Origin of the sequence: Bordetella genomosp. 11, assembly GCF_002261215.1 — a bacterium.
In the GTDB taxonomy this organism is placed as follows: domain Bacteria; phylum Pseudomonadota; class Gammaproteobacteria; order Burkholderiales; family Burkholderiaceae_B; genus Bordetella_C.
On sequence record NZ_NEVS01000004.1, the window covers coordinates 2,741,344 to 2,760,375 of the forward strand.

A 19,032-nucleotide genomic window follows, 5' to 3' on the forward strand; every position below is an offset into this window, starting at 1 on the left:
CGTGAATGGCTGCGTGTGCGGTGCCATGCCCGCTTTATGCTTTCCCGGTGGAAAACCAGGGTTTCCCCCCCAGGAACACGCCGGAATGGCACGCCGACGGTACGTCGGTAGTAAACCGGCTTCGCGGGCCGGTTTACCGAGTGGGTCGTCGGCCATTCTCGTCCGAATGGCCGCGCTGATGAGCAATCCCTGCTTTCACGCCGTGGATGCGGGCGCCGAAGGGAACGCGCCCGCATCGCTGCGCGCGGTGTCCGCCGCGGCCAGGCAGCGGTAAATAAGACCGCCCACGATGCCGCCCAAAAGCGGCACCAGCCAGAACATCCACAACTGGCCTATGGCCCAGCTGCCCTGGAACAGGGCCACGCCGGTGCTGCGGGCGGGATTGACAGAGGTATTCGTCACGGGGATGCTGATCAGGTGGATCAGCGTCAGGCACAAGCCGATGGCCAGCGGGGCGAAGCCGGCGGGAGCGCGCTTGTCCGTGATGCCGTGAATGACGATCAGAAAGAAGGCCGTGAGGACAAATTCGGCGACCATGCAGGCGATCAGCGAATAGCCGCCCGGCGAATGCGCGCCATAGCCGTTGGACGCGAAGCCGGCGGTGGGATCGAAGCCTGTCTTGCCGCTGGCGATGGCGTACAGCACCGCCGCCGCCGCGATGCCGCCCACCACTTGCGAGACGACGTAAGGCAGTATGTCCTTGGAGGGAATACGGCCGCCGGCCCACAGGCCCACGGTGACGGCGGGGTTGAAATGCCCGCCGGAAATATGGCCGACCGCATAAGCCATGGTAACCACAGTCAGCCCGAACGCCAGCGCCACGCCGGCGAAACCGATGCCCAATTGGGGATAGGCCGCCGCCAGGACAGCGGAGCCGCACCCGCCCAGTACCAGCCAGAAAGTACCCAGGAATTCCGCCAAACACCGCTTGCCCATTGTCATCTCCTAGAGAACTGACCCGCCACGCGCCGTCTGGTCGCAGGACGCAGCGAGCGCGGCGGCATCGAGGATTGCCATCCGCGGACGGCCGGCGTCAATGGCCGGTCCATCCGGCGGAATAAGGCAACATAGCAGCGGGAAAACCGGGCGGGGTGTACATAAACGGTAAGAGAACTTGTACGGAACCGGCTTTCCGATATCTGCTGTCGGATCCGCCCACGGATATTTATTTCGAATCCGCCCCGGCCTTCCGCCTTGTCTATTCGTCTATTCGTCTTTTGCCTGGCGTTTTGATTTTCTGGTCCAGTATGCATCGGTTCGGCCCCGAAACCCGCCCCATACGGTTTTCGACGCAATCCGCGGGCTGCTCCCCGTTTTCAACCCCGAGGCATGGCTGCCCGCTATAGCGGAACGAGAGTGCAATAATCGAAGTCTTGCCCTGGAGAATGCCTTGAACCGCCTGGATGACCCTTTACACGACCGTGAAGTCGGCAACGCCGACTCCACCCTGGATACCACCCGCATCGACGATGTACGCATCGGCGCGGTACGCCCGCTGATTTCTCCCGCCCTGCTGCTTGACGAGCTGCCGGTTTCGCCCGGAATACAGGATCTGGTGGAAGGTACCCGCGCGTCGATCGCCGACGTGCTGCATGGGCGGGATGATCGGCTGGTCGTCGTGGTGGGTCCCTGTTCGATTCACGATCATGACCAGGCAATGGACTATGCGCGCCTGCTGAAAACGGCCGCCGATGAATTGAAGGAAGACCTGCTCGTCGTGATGCGGGTGTATTTCGAGAAGCCGCGGACGACGGTGGGCTGGAAGGGGTATATCAACGATCCGCGGCTGGACGGCAGCTACCGCATCAACGAGGGCCTGCGGCGCGCGCGGGAACTGTTGCTGGATATCGCCGGACTGGGATTGCCCACCGGTACGGAATTCCTGGACCTGCTCAGCCCGCAATTCATCGCCGACCTGATCGCCTGGGGCGCGATCGGCGCGCGGACGACGGAAAGCCAGAGCCACCGGCAGCTATCCTCGGGCCTGAGCTGTCCGCTGGGTTTCAAGAACGGCACCGACGGCGGCGTGCAAATCGCGGCGGACGCCATCGTCGCCGCGCGCGCCAGCCATGCCTTCATGGGCATGACGAAAATGGGCATGGCGGCGATATTCGAGACGCGCGGCAATGACGATACGCACGTTATCCTGCGCGGCGGCAAGCAAGGGCCGAACTATGACGCCGCCAGTATCGCGGCCTGCTGCGATATCCTGAAGCGCGCCGGCTTGCGGGAACAGGTTATGGTGGATTGCTCGCACGCCAATTCGAACAAGTCGCACAGCCGGCAGGTCGATGTGGCGCGGGATGTTGGCGAGCAGATCGCCGGCGGCGATCGGCGCATCGTCGGCGTGATGATCGAGAGCCATCTGGAAGAAGGCCGGCAGGACCTGAAACCGGGCGTCCCCTTGCGCAGAGGCGTGTCCATTACGGACGCCTGCCTGGGCTGGGCGCAAACCGAACCCGTGCTGCGGCAGCTCGCACAGGCCGTGCGCCAGCGCCGGGCGGGGGCGGCCCGCTAGGCCAGGTCCGGCACCGCCGCGGTGCTGCCCGGGTGCGGGCGGCAATCGGTGGACTCCACACTGTGGAACTTCGGGGCGGCAACGTGGCGCCCGCATCGGGCGACGTTGCCTTTGACAGTTGGCATACAGCTTGGCGGCGTATGCTGGCGGACATCGGATACCGTGCCAGGAGCCCGACATGCTTACCCCGACATCCGCCCGCATGCTTGCCGATTACAAGCGCTGGGCCAACCGCGAAACCTTCGCGATCGTGATGGCGTTGCCAGCCACGGAGATATACAAAGAGCGCGTTTCTCTATTCAAGAGCTTCGCCCACTCCCTGAACCATACCTATGTGGTCGACCGTATCTGGCAGGCGCACATCGAGGGTCGTGAGCACGGCATTCCGGCACTCAATACCGTCACCCATCCGGATATCGAGGACCTGTGGACGGCGCAGCAGGAAATCGACGAGTGGTACGCCGCCTGGGCGGGCTCGCAGACCGAAACCTCGCTGGCCCGCGAGAAAGACTACGCGCTGATCGGCGGCAATACGGGCCGCATGTCGCAGGGAGAGATCCTGATGCACGTGGTCAACCACAACAGCTACCACCGCGGCTTCGTCGCGGACCTGCTGACGCAAATGTCCGCGCCGCGGCCGAGTGTCGATTTGCCTGTATACAAGCGCAACCTGGCGGAGCGCGTGGTCCATTCCTGATGCCCCTCCGGGGCAGGCGCCGGGCACGGGCATGCCCCCCCGGCGCCGGAGCCCGCCCGCGGTGTTGGCGAAGCCCGCCACATTCCACCGACGCCGGCCTACCCTTCCCGCCGGCTCGACCCGCCTGGCCCGCATCGAGGCTCCTCGTCCGGACCGGCCATGGACCGGACACCGTCCTGCCGGACCTAAGCACCGATCGTCAACAGTAGACGCCGCCGGCGCTCCGCCCCCCTGAACGCGCGCTTCCCCCACTGCGTCCCCATCGCGACCTGACAATTCATATATATGATTTGGTTGACATGGATGAAATTCGAAAATAACATCATCGGCACGATCAACAGCGGGCACGGCGCCAGGACGCAGGCGACCGTGCCGCCACCAGGAGGAAACTCATGATTCATGCCGTATTGCACGACGCCAAGGACACGGTGGCGGTGGCCGTGGTGGAGGGCATCACCGCGGGCACCGATCTCAATGCCTGGATCATGGATGAGGACAAGGTCATCCAGGTCAAGGCCAAGCAGGACATCCCCATTGGGCACAAGGTCGCGATGAAGGACATGAAGACCGGCGACACGGTCTTCAAGTATGGCGTCGATATCGGCAAGGTCGTGGCCGACATCCAGGCAGGCCAGCACGCGCACGTCCACAACATCAAGACGAAGCGCTGGTAAGCCGCCGCGTCCCTCCTCATTCACGCCTGCCCAAGGAAACACTCATGGCTGTCATTTCCGCATCCACCACCTTCCGCGGCTATCGCCGCGACAACGGCCGCGTCGGCGTACGCAACCACGTCATCGTGCTGCCCGTGGACGACATTTCCAATGCCGCGGCCGAAGCCGTGGCCAATAACATCAAGGGCACGATGGCCCTGCCCCACCCCTATGGCCGCCTGCAGTTCGGCGAAGACCTGGAACTGCACTTCCGCACGCTGATCGGTACGGGCTGCAACCCCAACGTTGCCGCCGTGGTCGTCATCGGTATCGAAGAAGGCTGGACCAAGCGCATCGTCGATGCCATCGCCAAGACCGGCAAGCCGGTGGCGGGTTTCTCCATCGAATTGCACGGCGACCATGACACCATCATGCGTGCGTCGAAGGCCGCCAAGGAATTCGTGCACTACGCCACCTCGCTGCAGCGCACCGAGTGCCCCATCAGCGACCTGTGGGTTTCCACGAAGTGCGGCGAATCGGATACGACTTCCGGCTGTGGCGCCAACCCCACCGTGGGCAATGCCTTCGACAAGCTGTACCCGCTCGGCACCACGCTGGTATTCGGCGAAACCTCCGAACTGACGGGCGGCGAACACATCGTGGCCGAACGCTGCGCCAACGACAAGGTGCGCGAGCGCTTCATGTTCATGTTCGACCGCTACCAGGCCATGATCGATCGCTGGAAGACCAGCGATCTGTCGGAATCGCAGCCCACCAAGGGGAATATCGCCGGCGGCCTGACGACGATCGAGGAAAAGGCGATGGGCAACATCCAGAAGATCGGCAAGAAGTGCCGCGTCGACGGGGTGCTGGACAAGGCCGAAATACCCGATCATTCGGGCCTGTGGTTCATGGATTCGTCCTCCGCCGCGGCCGAAATGGTCACGCTGTGCGCGGCCTCCGGCTACGCGGTCCACTTCTTCCCCACCGGCCAGGGCAATGTGATCGGCAATCCCATCCTGCCGGTCATCAAGATCTGCGCGAACCCGCGCACGGTGCGCACGATGTCCGAGCACATCGACGTCGATACCTCGGGCCTGCTGCAGCGCGAGATGGACCTGGACCAGGCGGGCGACAAGCTGCTGGAATGCATGCTGGCGACCATCAACGGCCGCTGGACCGCCGCCGAAGCGCTGGGCCACCGCGAGTTCGTGCTGACGCGCCTGTTCGAAAGCGCCTGACGTTCCGTCCGCCGGCGTGCAGCAGCCGGCATCCCCAAGAGCGTACCGGCCCGCAGATGGCTGGACGCCGCCCCGCCCGCCGGACGCCTTGCGTCCGGCGGCGTTCCCCCTTATCGGAGGAGACACCCCCATGAAACGTGTACCCACGGATCTGCCGGTTTCGGCTACCCGTCGTTCAACCCTGGGCGCGCTCGGCGCCGCCGGCCTGACCCTGATCACGCCGTTCTCCAAGGCATGGGCGCAAGGCGACAAGTGGCCGCCCAAGCCCATCAACTATGTGGTGCCCTTCCCGCCCGGCGGCTTGACCGACGTCGCCGCCCGGCAGGTCGCCAAGGCCGTGTCGTCATCCGAAGGCTGGAATGTGGTCGTCGAAAACAAGCCCGGCGGCAGCGCGAATATCGGCGCGGCCTATGTGGCGCGCGCCGAACCCGACGGGTGTACGTGGCTGGCCATGACGATGTCCCACGCGGCCAACGCCACGCTGTTCAAGGGCAAGGCGGGCTATGACCTGCTGACGGACCTGGTGCCCCTGGCCGGGCTGGCGTCCTCGTCGATGATGATCGTGGTCAATCCCAAGAGCAACATCAAGACGCTGGACGACCTGACGAAGGCGGCCAAGGCCAAGCCCGGCAGCCTGTCCGCCGGCTCCAGCGGCAACGGCACGCCGCCGCACCTGACGCTGGCGCTGTACCAGCAACTGACCGGCACCAAGCTGCTGCACGTTCCGTACAAAGGCGGCGCGCCATCGCTGACCGACCTGATCGGCGGCCAGCTGGATGTGATTTTTTCCAACTACCCCGAGTCCCTGGCCTACGTGAAAGGCGGCCAGCTGCGGGCGCTGGCGGTCACCACCAAGGAGCGCAGCGCGGACCTGCCGGACGTGCCGACGGTGGCCGAAGCGGGGCTGCCCGATCTGGTCGTGGAGAACTTCACCGGTGTGATGGTTCCCGCGCATACCGATCCGAAACTGGTCGAACGCGTCGGCCGGATCATCGAAAAGCAGATCCGTCAGCCGGAGATGCAGAAGAGCCTGACGCAGTTGGGTTTCATCCCGCGGCCGCGCGGGCCGGAGGAGTTCAAGCAGTACCTGGCCGGCGAAGTGGCCCGCTGGGCCAAGACCATCAAGGAGGCGAATATCCAGGTCGGATAAGCCGCCGCGCTGCCTTCAACCCGGCGGGTGCTTGCGCCATCGCTTCCGCCGGTGCTTCCGTCATTGTTTCCCTTGTCGACTTTGCGAGCGAGTCACCCTATGCATATCGTTATTTCCGAGTTCATGGACACCGATGCGGTGGATCTGCTGCGCCGGGATTTCCAGGTCCGATATGAACCCGACCTGGTGGACCGGCGCGCCGATCTGCTGAAGGCGGTCGCCGGTGCCGATGCCCTGATCGTGCGCAACCGCACCCGCGTGGACGGCGAGGTGCTGGCCGCCGGAAGCGGCTTGAAAGCCGTGGGCCGGCTGGGCGTGGGCCTGGACAATATCGATGTGGCGGCCTGCCGCGAACGCGGCATCCAGGTCTTGCCCGCCACGGGCGCCAACGCGCGGGCCGTCGCGGAATACGTGGTGACGAGCGTGCTGGTCCTGACACGCGGGGTGTATCACAACAGCGGCCAGGTGGCGCAAGGCGCCTGGCCGCGCACCGCGATGTCCAACGGCCGGGAAGTCGAAGGGCGGACACTGGGCATCGTGGGGTTTGGCGGCATCGGCCGCCTGACGGCACGCCTGGCGCGGGGCCTGGATATGCGCGTCGTGGCTTACGATCCCATGCTGCAGGGCAATGATCCGGTATGGAAGGAAACCGGCGTCGAACCGGCGGACCTGGCCGACCTGCTCGCACGGTCGGACGCCGTCACGCTGCATATTCCGCTGACCGACGGCACGCGCAACCTGTTCGATGCGTCCCGCATCGCTTCGATGAAGGATGGCGCGGTGCTGGTCAATACCGCGCGCGGCGGCATCGTCGACGAAGCGGCGCTGGCGCAGGCCTTGCGCGACGGCAAGCTGGCCGGCGCGGCCATGGACGTGTTCGGCGAAGAGCCCCTGCCCGCGGGCAGCCCGCTGGCGGGCGCGCCGAACCTGATCCTGACGCCGCATGTGGCGGGGCTCAGCGTCGAGGCCAATACCAGGGTCTCCGATATGGTTGCCCAACGCGTGGCGGACGTTTTGAAGCAAGGCTGAGACAATAACGCGGCAACAAGGCAACACAGCAACACAACGATTTCGGGAAACGACGATGGCGACCATGCAACTCGATGCTTTATATGAACTGGCCGTGGCCGCGCTGCAAGGCGCCGGCGCCAGCGGGAAAATGGCGGCCGACACGGCGCGCGCGCTGATCTACGCCGAGGGCCAGGGCATCGCCTCGCACGGCGTTTCGCGCGTACCGTTCTACGCCACGCACCTGCGCAACGGCCGGGCCGACGGCCAGGCCGTTGCCCGCGTCGTCCACGAACGCGGTGGCGCGGTGCTGGTGGACGCGGCCGACGGCCTGGCGTTTCCCGCCTGCGGCCTGGCCATCGAAGAGGCAATCAAGCGCGCGCGGGAACATGGTGTCGCGTTTGCCGGCGTCCGCAATAGCCACCACTTCGGTGTCGCGGCCTATCACCTGGATGCCGTCGCCCGCGCCGGGATGGTGGGCCTGGCCATGGGCAATTCGCCGTCGGCGATGCCGGCCTGGGGCGGCAAGCGCGCGCTGTTCGGTACCAATCCCATCGCCGCGGCCTTCCCCCGCCGCGATGCGCTGCCGCTTGTGATCGACCTGTCGCTATCGGAAGTGGCGCGCGGGAAACTGATGGTGGCGGCGCGCGAGGGCAAGGAGATCCCCTTGGGCTGGGCGCTGGACGCGGATGGCAAGCCCACCACGGATCCCAAGGCGGGACTGGCAGGCAGCATGCTGCCCATGGGCGGCGCCAAGGGCGCCATGCTGGCCTTGACCGTCGAGCTGCTGGCCTGCGCGCTGACCGGCGCCCATTTCGGCTTCGAGGCGGACTCGTTCTTCACCGAGGAAGGCAACCGTGCCCGCATCGGCCAGGCCTTTCTCGTCATCGATCCGGGCGCGCTGGCCGGGCGCGAAGCCTACCTGGAACGCGTCGAGACGCTGGTATCGGCTATGCTCGCGGACGAAGGCGTACGGCTGCCCGGCCAACGCCGCGCCGGGCTCGAACAGAAGGCGCGCGAACAGGGCATCAATGTGCCCGACGCCTTGCTGGCGGAGATGAAGCAGCTGGCGGGACGGGCCTAACCCGGAGACTATCGTCATGACGCAAGCCGGCAAGACACGTATCGGCATTATCGGCGTGGGCCAGATGGGCCACGGAATCGCGTTCAATATCGCCAAGGCGGGCTACCCCCTGGTGTTCCTCGACCATCCCGGCAACCAGCCCGTGGACGACCTGCTCGCGCAAGGCGCGACCCGGGCCGCCACGCCGGCGGCGGTCGCGCGGCAGGTGGACATGGTCATCCTGTGCGTGACCGGCACGCCGGAAGTGGAAGATGTCCTTTTCCGCGCCGAGGGCGTGCTGGCCGGCATGCAGCCGGGGACGGTGGTGATCGACTGCTCCACCGCCATTCCTTCGTCGACCCTGAAGGTCGCGCAGGCGGTCGAAAAGGCAGGGGGACTATTCCTGGACGCGCCGATGACGCGCACGCCCAAAGAGGCCGCCGAAGGCCGGCTGAACCTGATCGTCGGCGGAGATCCGACGGTATTCGAGCGTTGCAAGCCGGTACTGCAAGCCTATGCGGAAAATATCGTCCATGCCGGACCGGTGGGTTCCGGCCACCGCCTGAAGCTGCTGCACAACTACGTATCGCTGGGCTTCTCCGCGGTGCTGGCGGAAGCCGCGGCCTGCGCGAAGCGGGCCAATGTGGATTCCGGCGTGCTGCTGGAGATTCTGGCCAAGGGTGGCGGCGACGGCGTGGTGCTGGGACGCCTGCGCCCTTACATCGAATCCGGCGATACGGGGAACTTCCGCTTTTCCATCGCCAATGCGCTGAAGGACATGGGGTACTACACCACCATGGCCCAGGAAACCGGCGCGCCCCACGGTACGGCGCAGGCCATCCGCGATACCTATGCCGACGCCAGCAAGGCGGGTATCGCCCAGGCGCCGGTGCCGGAAATCATCGACTACCTGGCCGGCAACACCCCCGCGCGCTGACGGTTCAACAAGGCGGCGCGGCCAGGATGGCGAGCTCCGCCTCGTCGAAACCGGCCGCGCGGCGCGCCGCCAGATTGAAGGGACCGCGCTGCCGGGGCGCCGCATAGCGCGCCGCCAGTTCGGCATGCCAGGCAACGCTATCCTTGCCATGCGCCAGGCAGAGGTGCCGCCACCAGCGATTGCCGATGGCGACATGGCCGATTTCGTCGCGCAGGATGATTTCCAGGATCGCCGCACCGGCCGTGTCTCCGGCCGCGAGCAGCTTGTCGCGGATGGGCGGCGAAGCGTCCAGGCCGCGCGCCTCGAGGATACGCGGGACCAGCGTCAGGCGTGCCGCCAGGTCGGCGCCGGTCTTTTCCGCCATCTCCCATAGCCCGTTGTGCGCGGGGAAATCGCCATAGGTATGTCCCAGCGTGCCCAGGTGGCTGTTCAGCAGCTGAAAATGGCTGGACTCCTCTTTGGCGACGCGCAGCCAGTCCCGGTAGAAGTCCGCCGGCATGGCGGCGAAGCGCCACACGATATCCAGGGCCAGGTTGACGGCATTGAATTCGATATGCGCCAGGGCGTGGATCAAGGCGGCCCGGCCCCCCGGGGTACCGACCGGACGCGGCTTGAGCTGGGCGGGAGCGACCAGTTCGGGGCGCTGCGGCCTGCCGGGCAAGCCGGCCGGGCAGGCCAGCAGCGCCTGGGTATCGATCGGCCCGTCCGTGGACATGGCGTCGACGGCGCGCAGCTTGTCGGCCCAGTCCGCCAGCGCCAGGGCGTGCAGGGCCTGGACGCGCAGCTCCGGGCCGGGCGAGGAAGCGGGCGCCGGAACGGAAAAATCGGGTGCGGCGTCGTTCATCCCGCAAGCGTACCGGAAAAGCGAACCGCCGGCCGGCTGGCCTATATACTGCACGGGCTTCGATGCTGACCGCCATGACCATTGACATACGCCTTCAAGTCCTTGAATCCCTGAGCGACGTGGACCCGGCCCAATGGGATGCGGTGGCGGGCGGGCAGCCGTTCCTGCGCCATGCCTTCCTGGCGGCGCTGCACGACACCGGCTGTGCCGCGCCCGACACCGGATGGGCGCCGTTCTACCTGGTCCTCTGGCGCGGCGACACCCTGGCGGGCGCCATGCCGCTGTACGTGAAGTCTCATTCTCGCGGCGAATATGTGTTCGACCAGCTGTGGGCCGATGCCTTTGCCCGCCACGGCCTGCGGTACTACCCGAAACTGCTGTGCGCGGTGCCTTTTACCCCGGTCACGGGACCGCGGCTGCTGGCGGCCGTCCATGAGGATCGGGTCCGGCTGGCAAAGGGCGCCATCGAACTGGCCGCGCGGCTGAAGCTGTCTTCGCTGCACGTGCTGTTCCCCTCCGAAGAGGATGCCGGCGCGCTGCGCGAGGCGGGCTATATGGTGCGCCAGGGCGTGCAATTCCACTGGCGCGACCAGGGCTATGGCGACTTCGACGGCTTCCTGGCGTCGCTGAACCACGACAAGCGAAAAAAGCTGCGCCAGGACAGGAAACGCGTCGCCGCGGCGGGCGTCACCTTCCGCTGGCTGCGCGGCGCCGATATCGACGACGACGCCCTGCGCTTCTTTCATGGCTGCTATGAAGAAACCTACCGCAACCATTGGTCTTCGCCGTACCTGAGCCTGGATTTCTTCCGGCGCGTGCACCGCGCCCTGCCGGATGTCCTGGTCCTGGTCGAAGCGCGCCGGGACGGCGAGCCCATCGCGGCTGCCCTGAATATCACCGACGGCACGGCCTTGTACGGCCGCCACTGGGGCACCCGCGCGTTCGTGCCCGGGCTGCATTTCGAGACCTGCTACGTGCAAGGTATCGAGTACTGCCTGGCGAACGGCATCGAGCGTTTCGAAGGCGGCGCCCAGGGAGAACACAAGATGGCCCGGGGGCTGCTGCCCGTCCCGACGTGCTCGGCGCATTGGATCGCCGACCCGCGCTTCGCCGATGCCATCGCCGACTTCCTCGACCAGGAAGGCGCCGCCATGGGAGATTACCGGCAGGAGCTGGCGGCCCATACGCCGTTCAAAAACAACGGCGAAGCGTAATTTCGGGTCTGTAACCCGCCCCTGGAGCGATCCTTGCTTGAGTTCCAGCACATCGGCATCGTATTGTGTCAAGTCTGCTCTGCAAGACAAAATTCAAAAACCCTCGCAACAAACTAGAAAAGTCCGTATGAAGAATCAATCTTTGAAACGGCGTATATACGCGAGCTTCGCCGCCATCCTGGCCGTGATGCTGTTGATGGTGGTCGTGGACTACATGCGGCTGCTGGCGATCGATGAAGACGCGCAGGGATTGGGCCAGGACTCGCTGCCCGGCCTGCGTTACAGCATCGACATGCGCGATAGCTGGCGCGATGCGTTCGAAGACCTGCGAGAGGGAGTCAGCAGTCAGAACGAACAAACCGGCACCGATGCCACGGCATCCCTGCGCGCCACGCTTACCCGGGAGCGCACCCAGCTGGACGCCGCGATGCGCGCCTACGAGGCCACGCCATTCGTGGACGACGACCGCGCGGTTTACATGGAGTTCCAGGGTAACGTGGACGCTTACCGCAAGATCGAGGACACGGTGTTCGCGGCCCTGCAGAACGGCGACCCCGCCCGCGCCCGCGCCCTGCTGCGCGAACAGTTGCAGCCGATTTTCCACAACGGCATGTCGGTGACCGACCGAATGCTGACGGACAATCGCACCCGCGCCGAGTCCTCCACCGCGCAAATCCTGACCGCCCTGCGGCACGCGGAAGGGATTATGCTGGTCGGCCTGATCCTGGCGCTGCTGGTGGCCGTACTGGCGGGCATCCTGCTGATGCGGGCGATCGACAGGCCCATGCAACGTATCGTCGCCGTCCTGGGGGCGTTCGGCGCGGGCGACCTGAACAGCCGCTTGAACCTGGGCCGCCGCGATGAATTCGGCGCCATCGAAACGGGCTTCAATCGCATGGCCGACGAATTGACCGAGCTCGTTGGCAAGACGCAGCGTTCCGCCATCCAGGTGGCCACCTCGGTCACCCAGATCGCCGCTACGGCCAAGGAACAACAGGCGACGGCATCCGAAGTGGCGGCGACCACGACAGAGATCGGCGCGACCTCGCGCGAGATCGCCGCGACGTCCCGCGACCTGGTGCGCACCATGAACGAAGTCTCGGGCGCGGCCGACCAGACCGCGACGCTGGCCGACGAGGGCCATCACGACCTGGTACGCATGGAGACGACGATGCGCACCGTGGTGGATGCCGCCGGCTCGGTCAACGCGAAGCTTGCGGTCTTGAATGAAAAGGCAGGCAACATCAACCAGGTCGTGACCACCATCAACAAGGTGGCCGACCAGACCAACCTCCTGTCGCTGAACGCTGCCATCGAAGCCGAAAAGGCCGGCGAATACGGGCGCGGCTTCGCCGTCGTGGCCACCGAGATCCGCCGCCTGGCCGACCAGACCGCGGTCGCCACCTACGATATCGAGCAGATCGTGCGCGAGATCCAATCTTCCGTGGCGGCGGGGGTCATGGGCATGGACAAGTTCTCCGAAGAAGTCCGGCGCGGTATGACCGAGATGCAACAGGTCGGCGAGCAGCTGGCCCAAATCATCCAGCATGTGCAAACGCTGGCGCCTCGTGTGCAGATGGTCAATGAGGGCATGCAGGCGCAGGCAACCGGTGCCGAGCAGATCAACCAGGCCCTGAGCCAGCTGGCCGACGCCACTCAGCAGACCGTGGAGTCGCTGCGCCAGTCCAGCGTGGCGATCGACGACCTGAATACGGTCGCGGGCGAATTGCGCGGCAGCGTTACCCGGTTCAGGATGTGATGACCGCCCAAACGCGCGCTTCCGGCTCCCTGGCATCGGCCGGCCCCGGCGAGCGTGGGCGCCGTCTGTTCCTGCGCTTCGACATCGCCGGCGATCGCTACGTCCTGGCCGCGTCGGAGATCGTGCGGATGCTCCCGGTCACGCCGCTGAAAAACCTGCCCGGCATGCCGGCCTGGGTCGCCGGCCTTCTGCTGTACGGCGGTACGCCGGTGCCGGTGATCGACATCCGCGCCCTGGCGCTGGGCCAGGCATCGACCGCGCGCGCCAGCACGCGCGTGGCGGTGGTGCACTACCGCCATGCCACCCGGGCACCCGCGCCTTTGCTCGGACTGCTGCTGGAACACGCCACCGAAACCGTGCATTACGACTCGGACGACTTCGTGCCGTATGGCCTGGATAATCGCGAAGCCCGCTACCTGGGCCCCGTGCGACCCGACACGCACGGCCTGGTGCAATGGGTCAAGGTCGAGGACCTGCTGCCGCCGACCGTTCGGGAACGGCTGTTCCAGGATGCCGCGGCGGGGAGCGCCGAAGCATGAGCATCGACGGATTCGCCGCGCTGCTCAAGCGCCGCATGGGGCTGGACGCCGAGTCCATCGGCGTGGCCGCCGTGGAACGCGCGGTGCGCCAGCGCGCGCAGGCCACCACCCGTGGAGACGAAGCGGCGTACTGGCAGTTGCTGGCGGGATCCGCGCAGGAACAGCAGGAACTGATAGAAACCGTCGTGGTGCCCGAGACCTCGTTCTTCCGGCATGCGGAATCCATGGACACGCTGGCCCTGCTGGCGCGCCAGCGCGCGGCGCATGGGGCGGCGCTGCGCATCCTCAGCCTGCCCTGTTCCAGCGGCGAGGAAGCCTACACGATCGCGATGGCGCTGCTGGACGCCGGTGTGGACGCGGAGCGCTTCGCGGTGCTGGGCATGGATATCAGCGACCGGCTGGTAGCGCGCGCCGAGCAAGGCATCTACGGCCGCAACGCCTTTCGCGGCGAAGCGCTGGACTACCGCGCCCGCCATTTCACGGAAACGCCGCAGGGGTATTCGGTCAACCCGCGGGTACGCGCGCACGTGCGCTTCCAACCGGGCAATCTGCTGGACCCGTCGCTGGCCCTGCCGGCGGACGCCTACGACTTCGTATTCTGCCGCAACCTGCTGATCTACTTCGACAACCCGACCCAGGAGGCGGCCGTCGAGGTATTGCGCCGGTTGTGCCGGCAGGATGGCGTGATCTTCGTCGGCCCGGCGGAAGCCAGCCTGCTTACCCGCCTGGGCATGAAACAGATCGACGCGGCGCGCGCGTTCGCCTTCCGCAACGCGCAAGGCGGCGCGGCGGCCGAAGAACCCCGGCGCGCGCGGACGACAGGATCGGCGCCCGGCCACGCCGTGCGCGACGCGGCGGCGCGATCGCGTCCGCCCGCGCGTCCATTCGGCTTGGCCGCGCCAGGCAGAACGCATCCGGCGCCCGCGCGCGCGGCCGGACCGGTGCCGGCATCCTCCGGAACCGCCACCCCAGGCCGGGGACAAGGAACGCCGGCGGACCGCGAGGGCGATACCCGCGCGCGGTCGTCGCTGGCGGCCATCCAGGCCCTGGCCGACGCCGGCCGCCTGGACGAAGCGCGCGCGGCGGCGGCCGTGCACGTCGAAACGCATGGCCCGTCCGCCGAAGCCTATTACCTGATCGGACTGCTGGACGACGCCGCCAACCTGACGGCCGCCGCGGAAACGGCCTATCGGAAGACCCTGTACCTCGATCCCGGCCACCGGCAGGCGCTGCTGCATCTGGCCTCGCTGCTGGAAACGCGCGGCGAAACGGCGCCGGCCCTCCAACTGAGAGCGCGCGCGGCGCGGCGCGAGAACAGACATGCATGAACGGGACGACACCGCGGTGGACGATTGCTGGAACCGCATCGGCGTGCGCGGCGACCGCTCCTGTCCGCGGCTGGACGAGTACATTCATTGCCGGCAATGTCCCGTGCATGCGACCGCCGCGAAAAGTCTGTTGAACCGCGTCACGCCGGGTGTGGACGCGGCCGCCGAAGCGACGATCGCGGTCCGGGCGGACGCCACGCGGAGCGCGGCCATGTCGGCCGGCGCGATGCCGGCCTCGGACATCGCCGGCGCCGCACTGCCCGGGCCGGCCCTTGCCGACGGCGCGACTTCCCTGCTGCTGTTCCGCCTGCATGCCGAATGGCTGGCCCTGCCGGTGGCGGCACTGGCCGAAGTCACGCCGATGCGGCCCGTCCACAGCCTGCCCCGGCGCGCGGGCATCGTGGCCGGCGTCTGCAATGTCCGTGGGCGCCTGATCCCCTGCATATCGCTGGCCCCGCTGCTGAACCTCGCGCCGCCGCCGGATACGCCCGAGGGCAAGGCCACCCCGCGCATGCTGGTGCTTTCCCTGCATACCGGAACGGTCGTTGCGCCGGTGGACGACGTCGCCGGCATACAGTCATTCGCCTCGTCGGCCATCGGTCCGCTGCCCGACACGCTCGCCGGCGCCCGCTACGCCAGCGGCGTGGTGCGCTATCGCGAACGTGCCGTCGGCGTACTGGACAGCACGCGGCTCGGGCGTGCCATCGAAGGGAGGCTCGCATGAGCCCGGACCGCTTGCGTGACGCTTCGCTGCTGGACCTGTACAAGATGGAAGCGGCCGCGCAGGTGCAGGTACTGGACGCCGGTCTGCTGGCGCTGGAGCGCGAGCCGCGGGAAGCGACACACCTGGCCGCCTGCATGCGCGCGGCCCACTCCCTGAAGGGCGCGGCGCGCATCGTCGGGCTGGACGGCCCGGTACAGGTGGCGCACGCCATGGAAGACCGACTGGTCGACGCACAGAAGGGCCACGCGCCGCTGGACGCCGCGGCGATCGACCTGCTGTTGCGCGGGACCGACCTGCTGCGCAACATGCCAGGCGAGGACACGCAGGCCGACATCGCCGCCGCGCGCGCATTCGTGGCGTCGCTGACGATGCCGGACAGCGCGCGGACCGCGGCCGCCCAGGCCGAAGAGGCGCCGGCCGCCGCCGGCGCCTCTTCGGTCGAAAGCGCCGTGGAAAATCCCCCATCCCAGACCGAAGCCCACGGAGACTCCGCCGGATCCGCCGCCCCATCCGTGGAGCAGCACGCTCGCGCGCCTGCGGCCGGCGCCAACGATGCGGCTCCGCCCTCGGGCGAAGCCGCCGACGAGCGCGCCCTGCGGGTAACCGCCCGCACGCTGGACGAACTGCTGGGACTGTCCAGCGAAACGCTGGTCGAAGCCAACCGGCTGTCGCCGTTCGCCGCCTCGCTGCTGCCGCTCAAGCGCATGCAGGACGGACTGGCGAAACTGCTCGACGCGTTACATCACCAGGCGGTCGGCAAGCACATCGATGAAGGCGCCCTGGCCACGCTCGAACAGGCGCGCCAGCAAGCGGCCACCTGCCAGCAAATGCTGGGCGACCGCATGGCGCAGGCGGACCAGTTCGGCTGGCGCATCGGCGACCTGGGCCAGCGCCTGTACGACACCGCGCTGCGGTGCCGCATGCGCCCCTTCGGCGATGCCGTCGCCGGCCTGCCGCGCATGGTCCGCGACCTGGCCCGCACGCTGGGCAAACAGGCGCGCCTGGAGATCGCCGGCGTGGCGACGCGCGTGGATCGCGACATCCTGGAGGGGCTGGACGCGCCGCTGACGCACCTGCTGCGCAACGCCGTCGATCATGGCATCGAGACGCCGGCGCGGCGCCGCGCGGCGGGCAAGCGCGAGGAAGGCACCGTCACGCTGCAGGCGCGCCACAGCGCCGGCATGCTGGTGGTGGAAGTGGCCGACGACGGTGCGGGGATCGACGTCCCCACCCTGCGCGAGCAGATCGTCCGCCGCGGCCTGGCGACGCGGCAGACCGCGGATGCGCTCAGCGAAAGCGAAACGCTGGCATTCCTCTTCCTGCCAGGCTTCACGACCCGATCCTCGGTGACGGAATTCTCCGGGCGCGGCGTCGGCCTGGACGTGGTCCACGACATGGCGCGCCGTCTGCGCGGCGCCGCCCGCGTGCACCAGCGCACCGGCGAAGGCACCCGCTTTACCCTGGAGTTGCCGTTATCGCTTTCCGTCGTGCGCAGCCTGATCGTCGAAATCGCCGGCGAACGCTATGCCTTTCCGCTGGCCTACGTATCGCGCACCCTGCGCCTGCCCCGCGATGCCGTCGAGCAATTGGAGGGCCGCCAGCATTTTCGCCACGACGGCCTGCAGATCGGCCTGGTGGGGGCCGGCCAAATCCTGCAATACGCGCGCCAGCCTGCCCTCGGCGAGGTCGTGTCGGTAGTCCTGCTGACCGATCAGCAGGGCCGCCATTACGGCGTGGCGGTGGACCGTTTCATCGCGGAACAGACCCTGGTGGTGCAGCCGCTGGATCCGCGCCTCGGCAAACTGCAGGACATCCAGGCCGGCGCGGTCATGGAGGATGGCGCGCCCGTACTGATCCTCGATGTGGAGGACATGCTGCGGACAATCGAAAAACAGGCCGCCAGCGGCACCCTGCAGCGCGTGGACGCGGACGCGGCAACCCGCGTGCCGGAGCGCCGCAAGCGTATCCTGGTGGTGGACGATTCGCTGACCGTGCGCGAGCTGGAACGCAAACTGCTGTCGAACCGCGGGTATGACGTCGCGGTCGCGGTCGACGGCATGGATGGCTGGAACATGGCCCGGGCGCAGCACTTCGACCTGGTCGTCACCGACGTCGATATGCCGCGCATGGACGGTATCGAGCTGGTTACGCTGATCCGCAAGGATCCACGCCTGCAATCGATGCATGTGATGGTGGTGTCGTACAAGGACCGGGAGGAAGACCGCCGGCGCGGGCTGGACGCCGGCGCCGACTATTATCTGGGCAAGAGCAGCTTCCACGACGACGCCCTGCTGGACGCCGTCGAGGATCTCATCGGACGGGCGCGCTCATGAGGATCGGCATCGTCAACGACAAACTCGCGGCCGTGGAGACGCTCAGGCAGGCGCTGGCCATGGACCCGGAGCTGCAGGTCGCGTGGGTCGCCTTCGACGGCGCCGAAGCCGTGCAGCGATGCGCCGCGGTGCGGCCGGACATCGTGCTGATGGAGCTGGCGATGCCGGTCATGGACGGCAGCGAGGCCACCCGGCGCATCATGGCCGATACGCCGTGCGCCATCATCATCGTGGCCACGGATGTCGACCGCCATACGGCGCGCGTCTTCGACGCCATGGGGCACGGCGCGCTGGACGCCATGGAAATACCCGATCTGGCGGACGGCGACCCGCGCGCCGCGGCGGCGCCGCTGCTGCGCAAGATCCGCAACGCGGGGTGGCTGATCGGCGCCTACGACCGCCGGCGTCCCGCCAGGCAGGAACCGGCCGCGGCGCCCCAGGCGGACCGGGGCCAGCTGGTCGCCATCGGCGCGAGCGCGGGCGGGCCGCCTTCGCTGGCCTTGCTGCTGAAGGCCCTGCCGGCGGATTTTCCCGCCGGCATCGTCCTGGTCCAGCACGTCGATGCTTCGTTCGCGCAGGACATGGCACGCTGGCTGGACGACCAGATCGACATGCCGGTGCGCCTGGCGCTGCCGGGCGATACGCCGCAGCCGGGCACGGTGCTGCTGGCCGGCACCAACGACCACCTGGTACTGCTGCGCGACGGCACCCTGAACTACACGAAACACCCCGTGGAGGGCCTGTACCGCCCTTCCATCGACGTCTTTTTCAACAGCGTGGCACGCCACTGGCGCGGCGCCGCCGCGGGCGTACTATTGACCGGCATGGGGCGGGACGGCGCGCTCGGCCTGAAAGCCATGCGCGACCATGGCTTCCTGACCATCGCGCAGGACCGCGCCACCAGTGCCGTCTACGGCATGCCCAAGGCGGCCGCGGAACTGGGTGCCGCCATGGAAATCACGCCACTGCCGCATATCGCCGAAAGCCTCGCCGCGCGCTTCGCGCGCAAGCCGGCCTGACAGCA

General features: G+C 67.4%; 17 protein-coding genes. 15 read left to right on the plus strand and 2 right to left on the minus strand.

Annotation, left to right across the window (positions count from 1 at the left end):
- Nucleotides 1–195: 195 nt before the first annotated feature.
- Complete coding sequence (gene aqpZ / locus CAL28_RS20100; RefSeq protein ID WP_217906591.1) at nt 196–942, minus strand: aquaporin Z; 747 nt, start codon at nt 940–942, stop codon at nt 196–198.
- Between the two features lie 448 nt (nt 943–1,390).
- Here aqpZ and CAL28_RS20105 point away from each other — a divergent pair, with 448 nt between their 5' ends.
- The 8 genes from CAL28_RS20105 (at nt 1,391) to CAL28_RS20140 (ending at nt 9,267) form a co-directional block, all read left to right on the plus strand.
- Entirely contained in the window at nt 1,391–2,518 is a 1,128-nt protein-coding gene (locus CAL28_RS20105) for a 3-deoxy-7-phosphoheptulonate synthase (protein ID WP_094843005.1), read from the plus strand.
- Between the two features lie 178 nt (nt 2,519–2,696).
- Nucleotides 2,697–3,215 (plus strand): DinB family protein, encoded by a 519-nt coding sequence (locus CAL28_RS20110; protein ID WP_094843006.1) that lies wholly within the window; start codon nt 2,697–2,699, stop codon nt 3,213–3,215.
- A gap of 392 nt (nt 3,216–3,607) precedes the next feature.
- Nucleotides 3,608–3,889, plus strand: coding sequence for a UxaA family hydrolase (locus CAL28_RS20115; RefSeq protein WP_094843007.1), 282 nt, complete (start codon nt 3,608–3,610; stop codon nt 3,887–3,889).
- A 44-nt stretch (nt 3,890–3,933) separates the two neighbouring features.
- Complete coding sequence (locus CAL28_RS20120; protein WP_094843008.1) at nt 3,934–5,109, plus strand: UxaA family hydrolase; 1,176 nt, start codon at nt 3,934–3,936, stop codon at nt 5,107–5,109.
- Nucleotides 5,110–5,239: 130 nt separating this feature from the next.
- Complete coding sequence (locus CAL28_RS20125) at nt 5,240–6,259, plus strand: Bug family tripartite tricarboxylate transporter substrate binding protein (RefSeq protein ID WP_094843009.1); 1,020 nt, start codon at nt 5,240–5,242, stop codon at nt 6,257–6,259.
- A gap of 99 nt (nt 6,260–6,358) precedes the next feature.
- Nucleotides 6,359–7,288 carry a hydroxyacid dehydrogenase gene (locus CAL28_RS20130; protein ID WP_094843010.1) on the plus strand — a complete coding sequence of 310 codons (930 nt, stop codon included), beginning with the start codon at nt 6,359–6,361 and terminating at the stop codon, nt 7,286–7,288.
- Between the two features lie 55 nt (nt 7,289–7,343).
- Entirely contained in the window at nt 7,344–8,351 is a 1,008-nt protein-coding gene (locus CAL28_RS20135) for an Ldh family oxidoreductase (RefSeq protein WP_094843011.1), read from the plus strand.
- Between the two features lie 10 nt (nt 8,352–8,361).
- The gene (locus CAL28_RS20140) at nt 8,362–9,267 is read left to right on the plus strand and encodes an NAD(P)-dependent oxidoreductase (protein WP_254926305.1); all 906 of its coding nucleotides are present in this window, start codon (nt 8,362–8,364) and stop codon (nt 9,265–9,267) included.
- Between the two features lie 4 nt (nt 9,268–9,271).
- On the opposite strand, the gene CAL28_RS20145 is transcribed toward CAL28_RS20140, so the two are convergent.
- The gene (locus CAL28_RS20145; RefSeq protein WP_094843013.1) at nt 9,272–10,111 is read right to left on the minus strand and encodes a ferritin-like domain-containing protein; all 840 of its coding nucleotides are present in this window, start codon (nt 10,109–10,111) and stop codon (nt 9,272–9,274) included.
- Nucleotides 10,112–10,185: 74 nt separating this feature from the next.
- On the opposite strand from CAL28_RS20145, the gene CAL28_RS20150 reads away from it, so the two are divergent.
- The 7 genes from CAL28_RS20150 (at nt 10,186) to CAL28_RS20180 (ending at nt 19,027) form a co-directional block, all read left to right on the plus strand.
- Complete coding sequence (locus tag CAL28_RS20150) at nt 10,186–11,325, plus strand: GNAT family N-acetyltransferase (protein ID WP_094844737.1); 1,140 nt, start codon at nt 10,186–10,188, stop codon at nt 11,323–11,325.
- A gap of 127 nt (nt 11,326–11,452) precedes the next feature.
- Nucleotides 11,453–13,084: a methyl-accepting chemotaxis protein gene (locus CAL28_RS20155; protein ID WP_094843014.1), complete on the plus strand. Its 1,632-nt coding sequence runs from the start codon at nt 11,453–11,455 to the stop codon at nt 13,082–13,084.
- Nucleotides 13,084–13,623, plus strand: a complete 540-nt coding sequence (locus CAL28_RS20160) for a chemotaxis protein CheW (RefSeq protein ID WP_094843015.1) — start codon at nt 13,084–13,086, stop codon at nt 13,621–13,623. Before CAL28_RS20155 ends, CAL28_RS20160 begins: the two co-directional genes overlap by 1 nt.
- The gene (locus tag CAL28_RS20165; protein WP_094843016.1) at nt 13,620–14,951 is read left to right on the plus strand and encodes a CheR family methyltransferase; all 1,332 of its coding nucleotides are present in this window, start codon (nt 13,620–13,622) and stop codon (nt 14,949–14,951) included. Before CAL28_RS20160 ends, CAL28_RS20165 begins: the two co-directional genes overlap by 4 nt.
- Nucleotides 14,944–15,675 (plus strand): chemotaxis protein CheW, encoded by a 732-nt coding sequence (locus CAL28_RS20170; RefSeq protein ID WP_094843017.1) that lies wholly within the window; start codon nt 14,944–14,946, stop codon nt 15,673–15,675. The genes CAL28_RS20165 and CAL28_RS20170 overlap by 8 nt, the downstream gene beginning before the upstream one ends.
- Nucleotides 15,672–18,008, plus strand: a complete 2,337-nt coding sequence (locus CAL28_RS20175; protein WP_094843018.1) for a hybrid sensor histidine kinase/response regulator — start codon at nt 15,672–15,674, stop codon at nt 18,006–18,008. Before CAL28_RS20170 ends, CAL28_RS20175 begins: the two co-directional genes overlap by 4 nt.
- Entirely contained in the window at nt 18,005–19,027 is a 1,023-nt protein-coding gene (locus CAL28_RS20180) for a chemotaxis response regulator protein-glutamate methylesterase (RefSeq protein WP_094843019.1), read from the plus strand. The genes CAL28_RS20175 and CAL28_RS20180 overlap by 4 nt, the downstream gene beginning before the upstream one ends.
- Nucleotides 19,028–19,032: the final 5 nt, after the last annotated feature.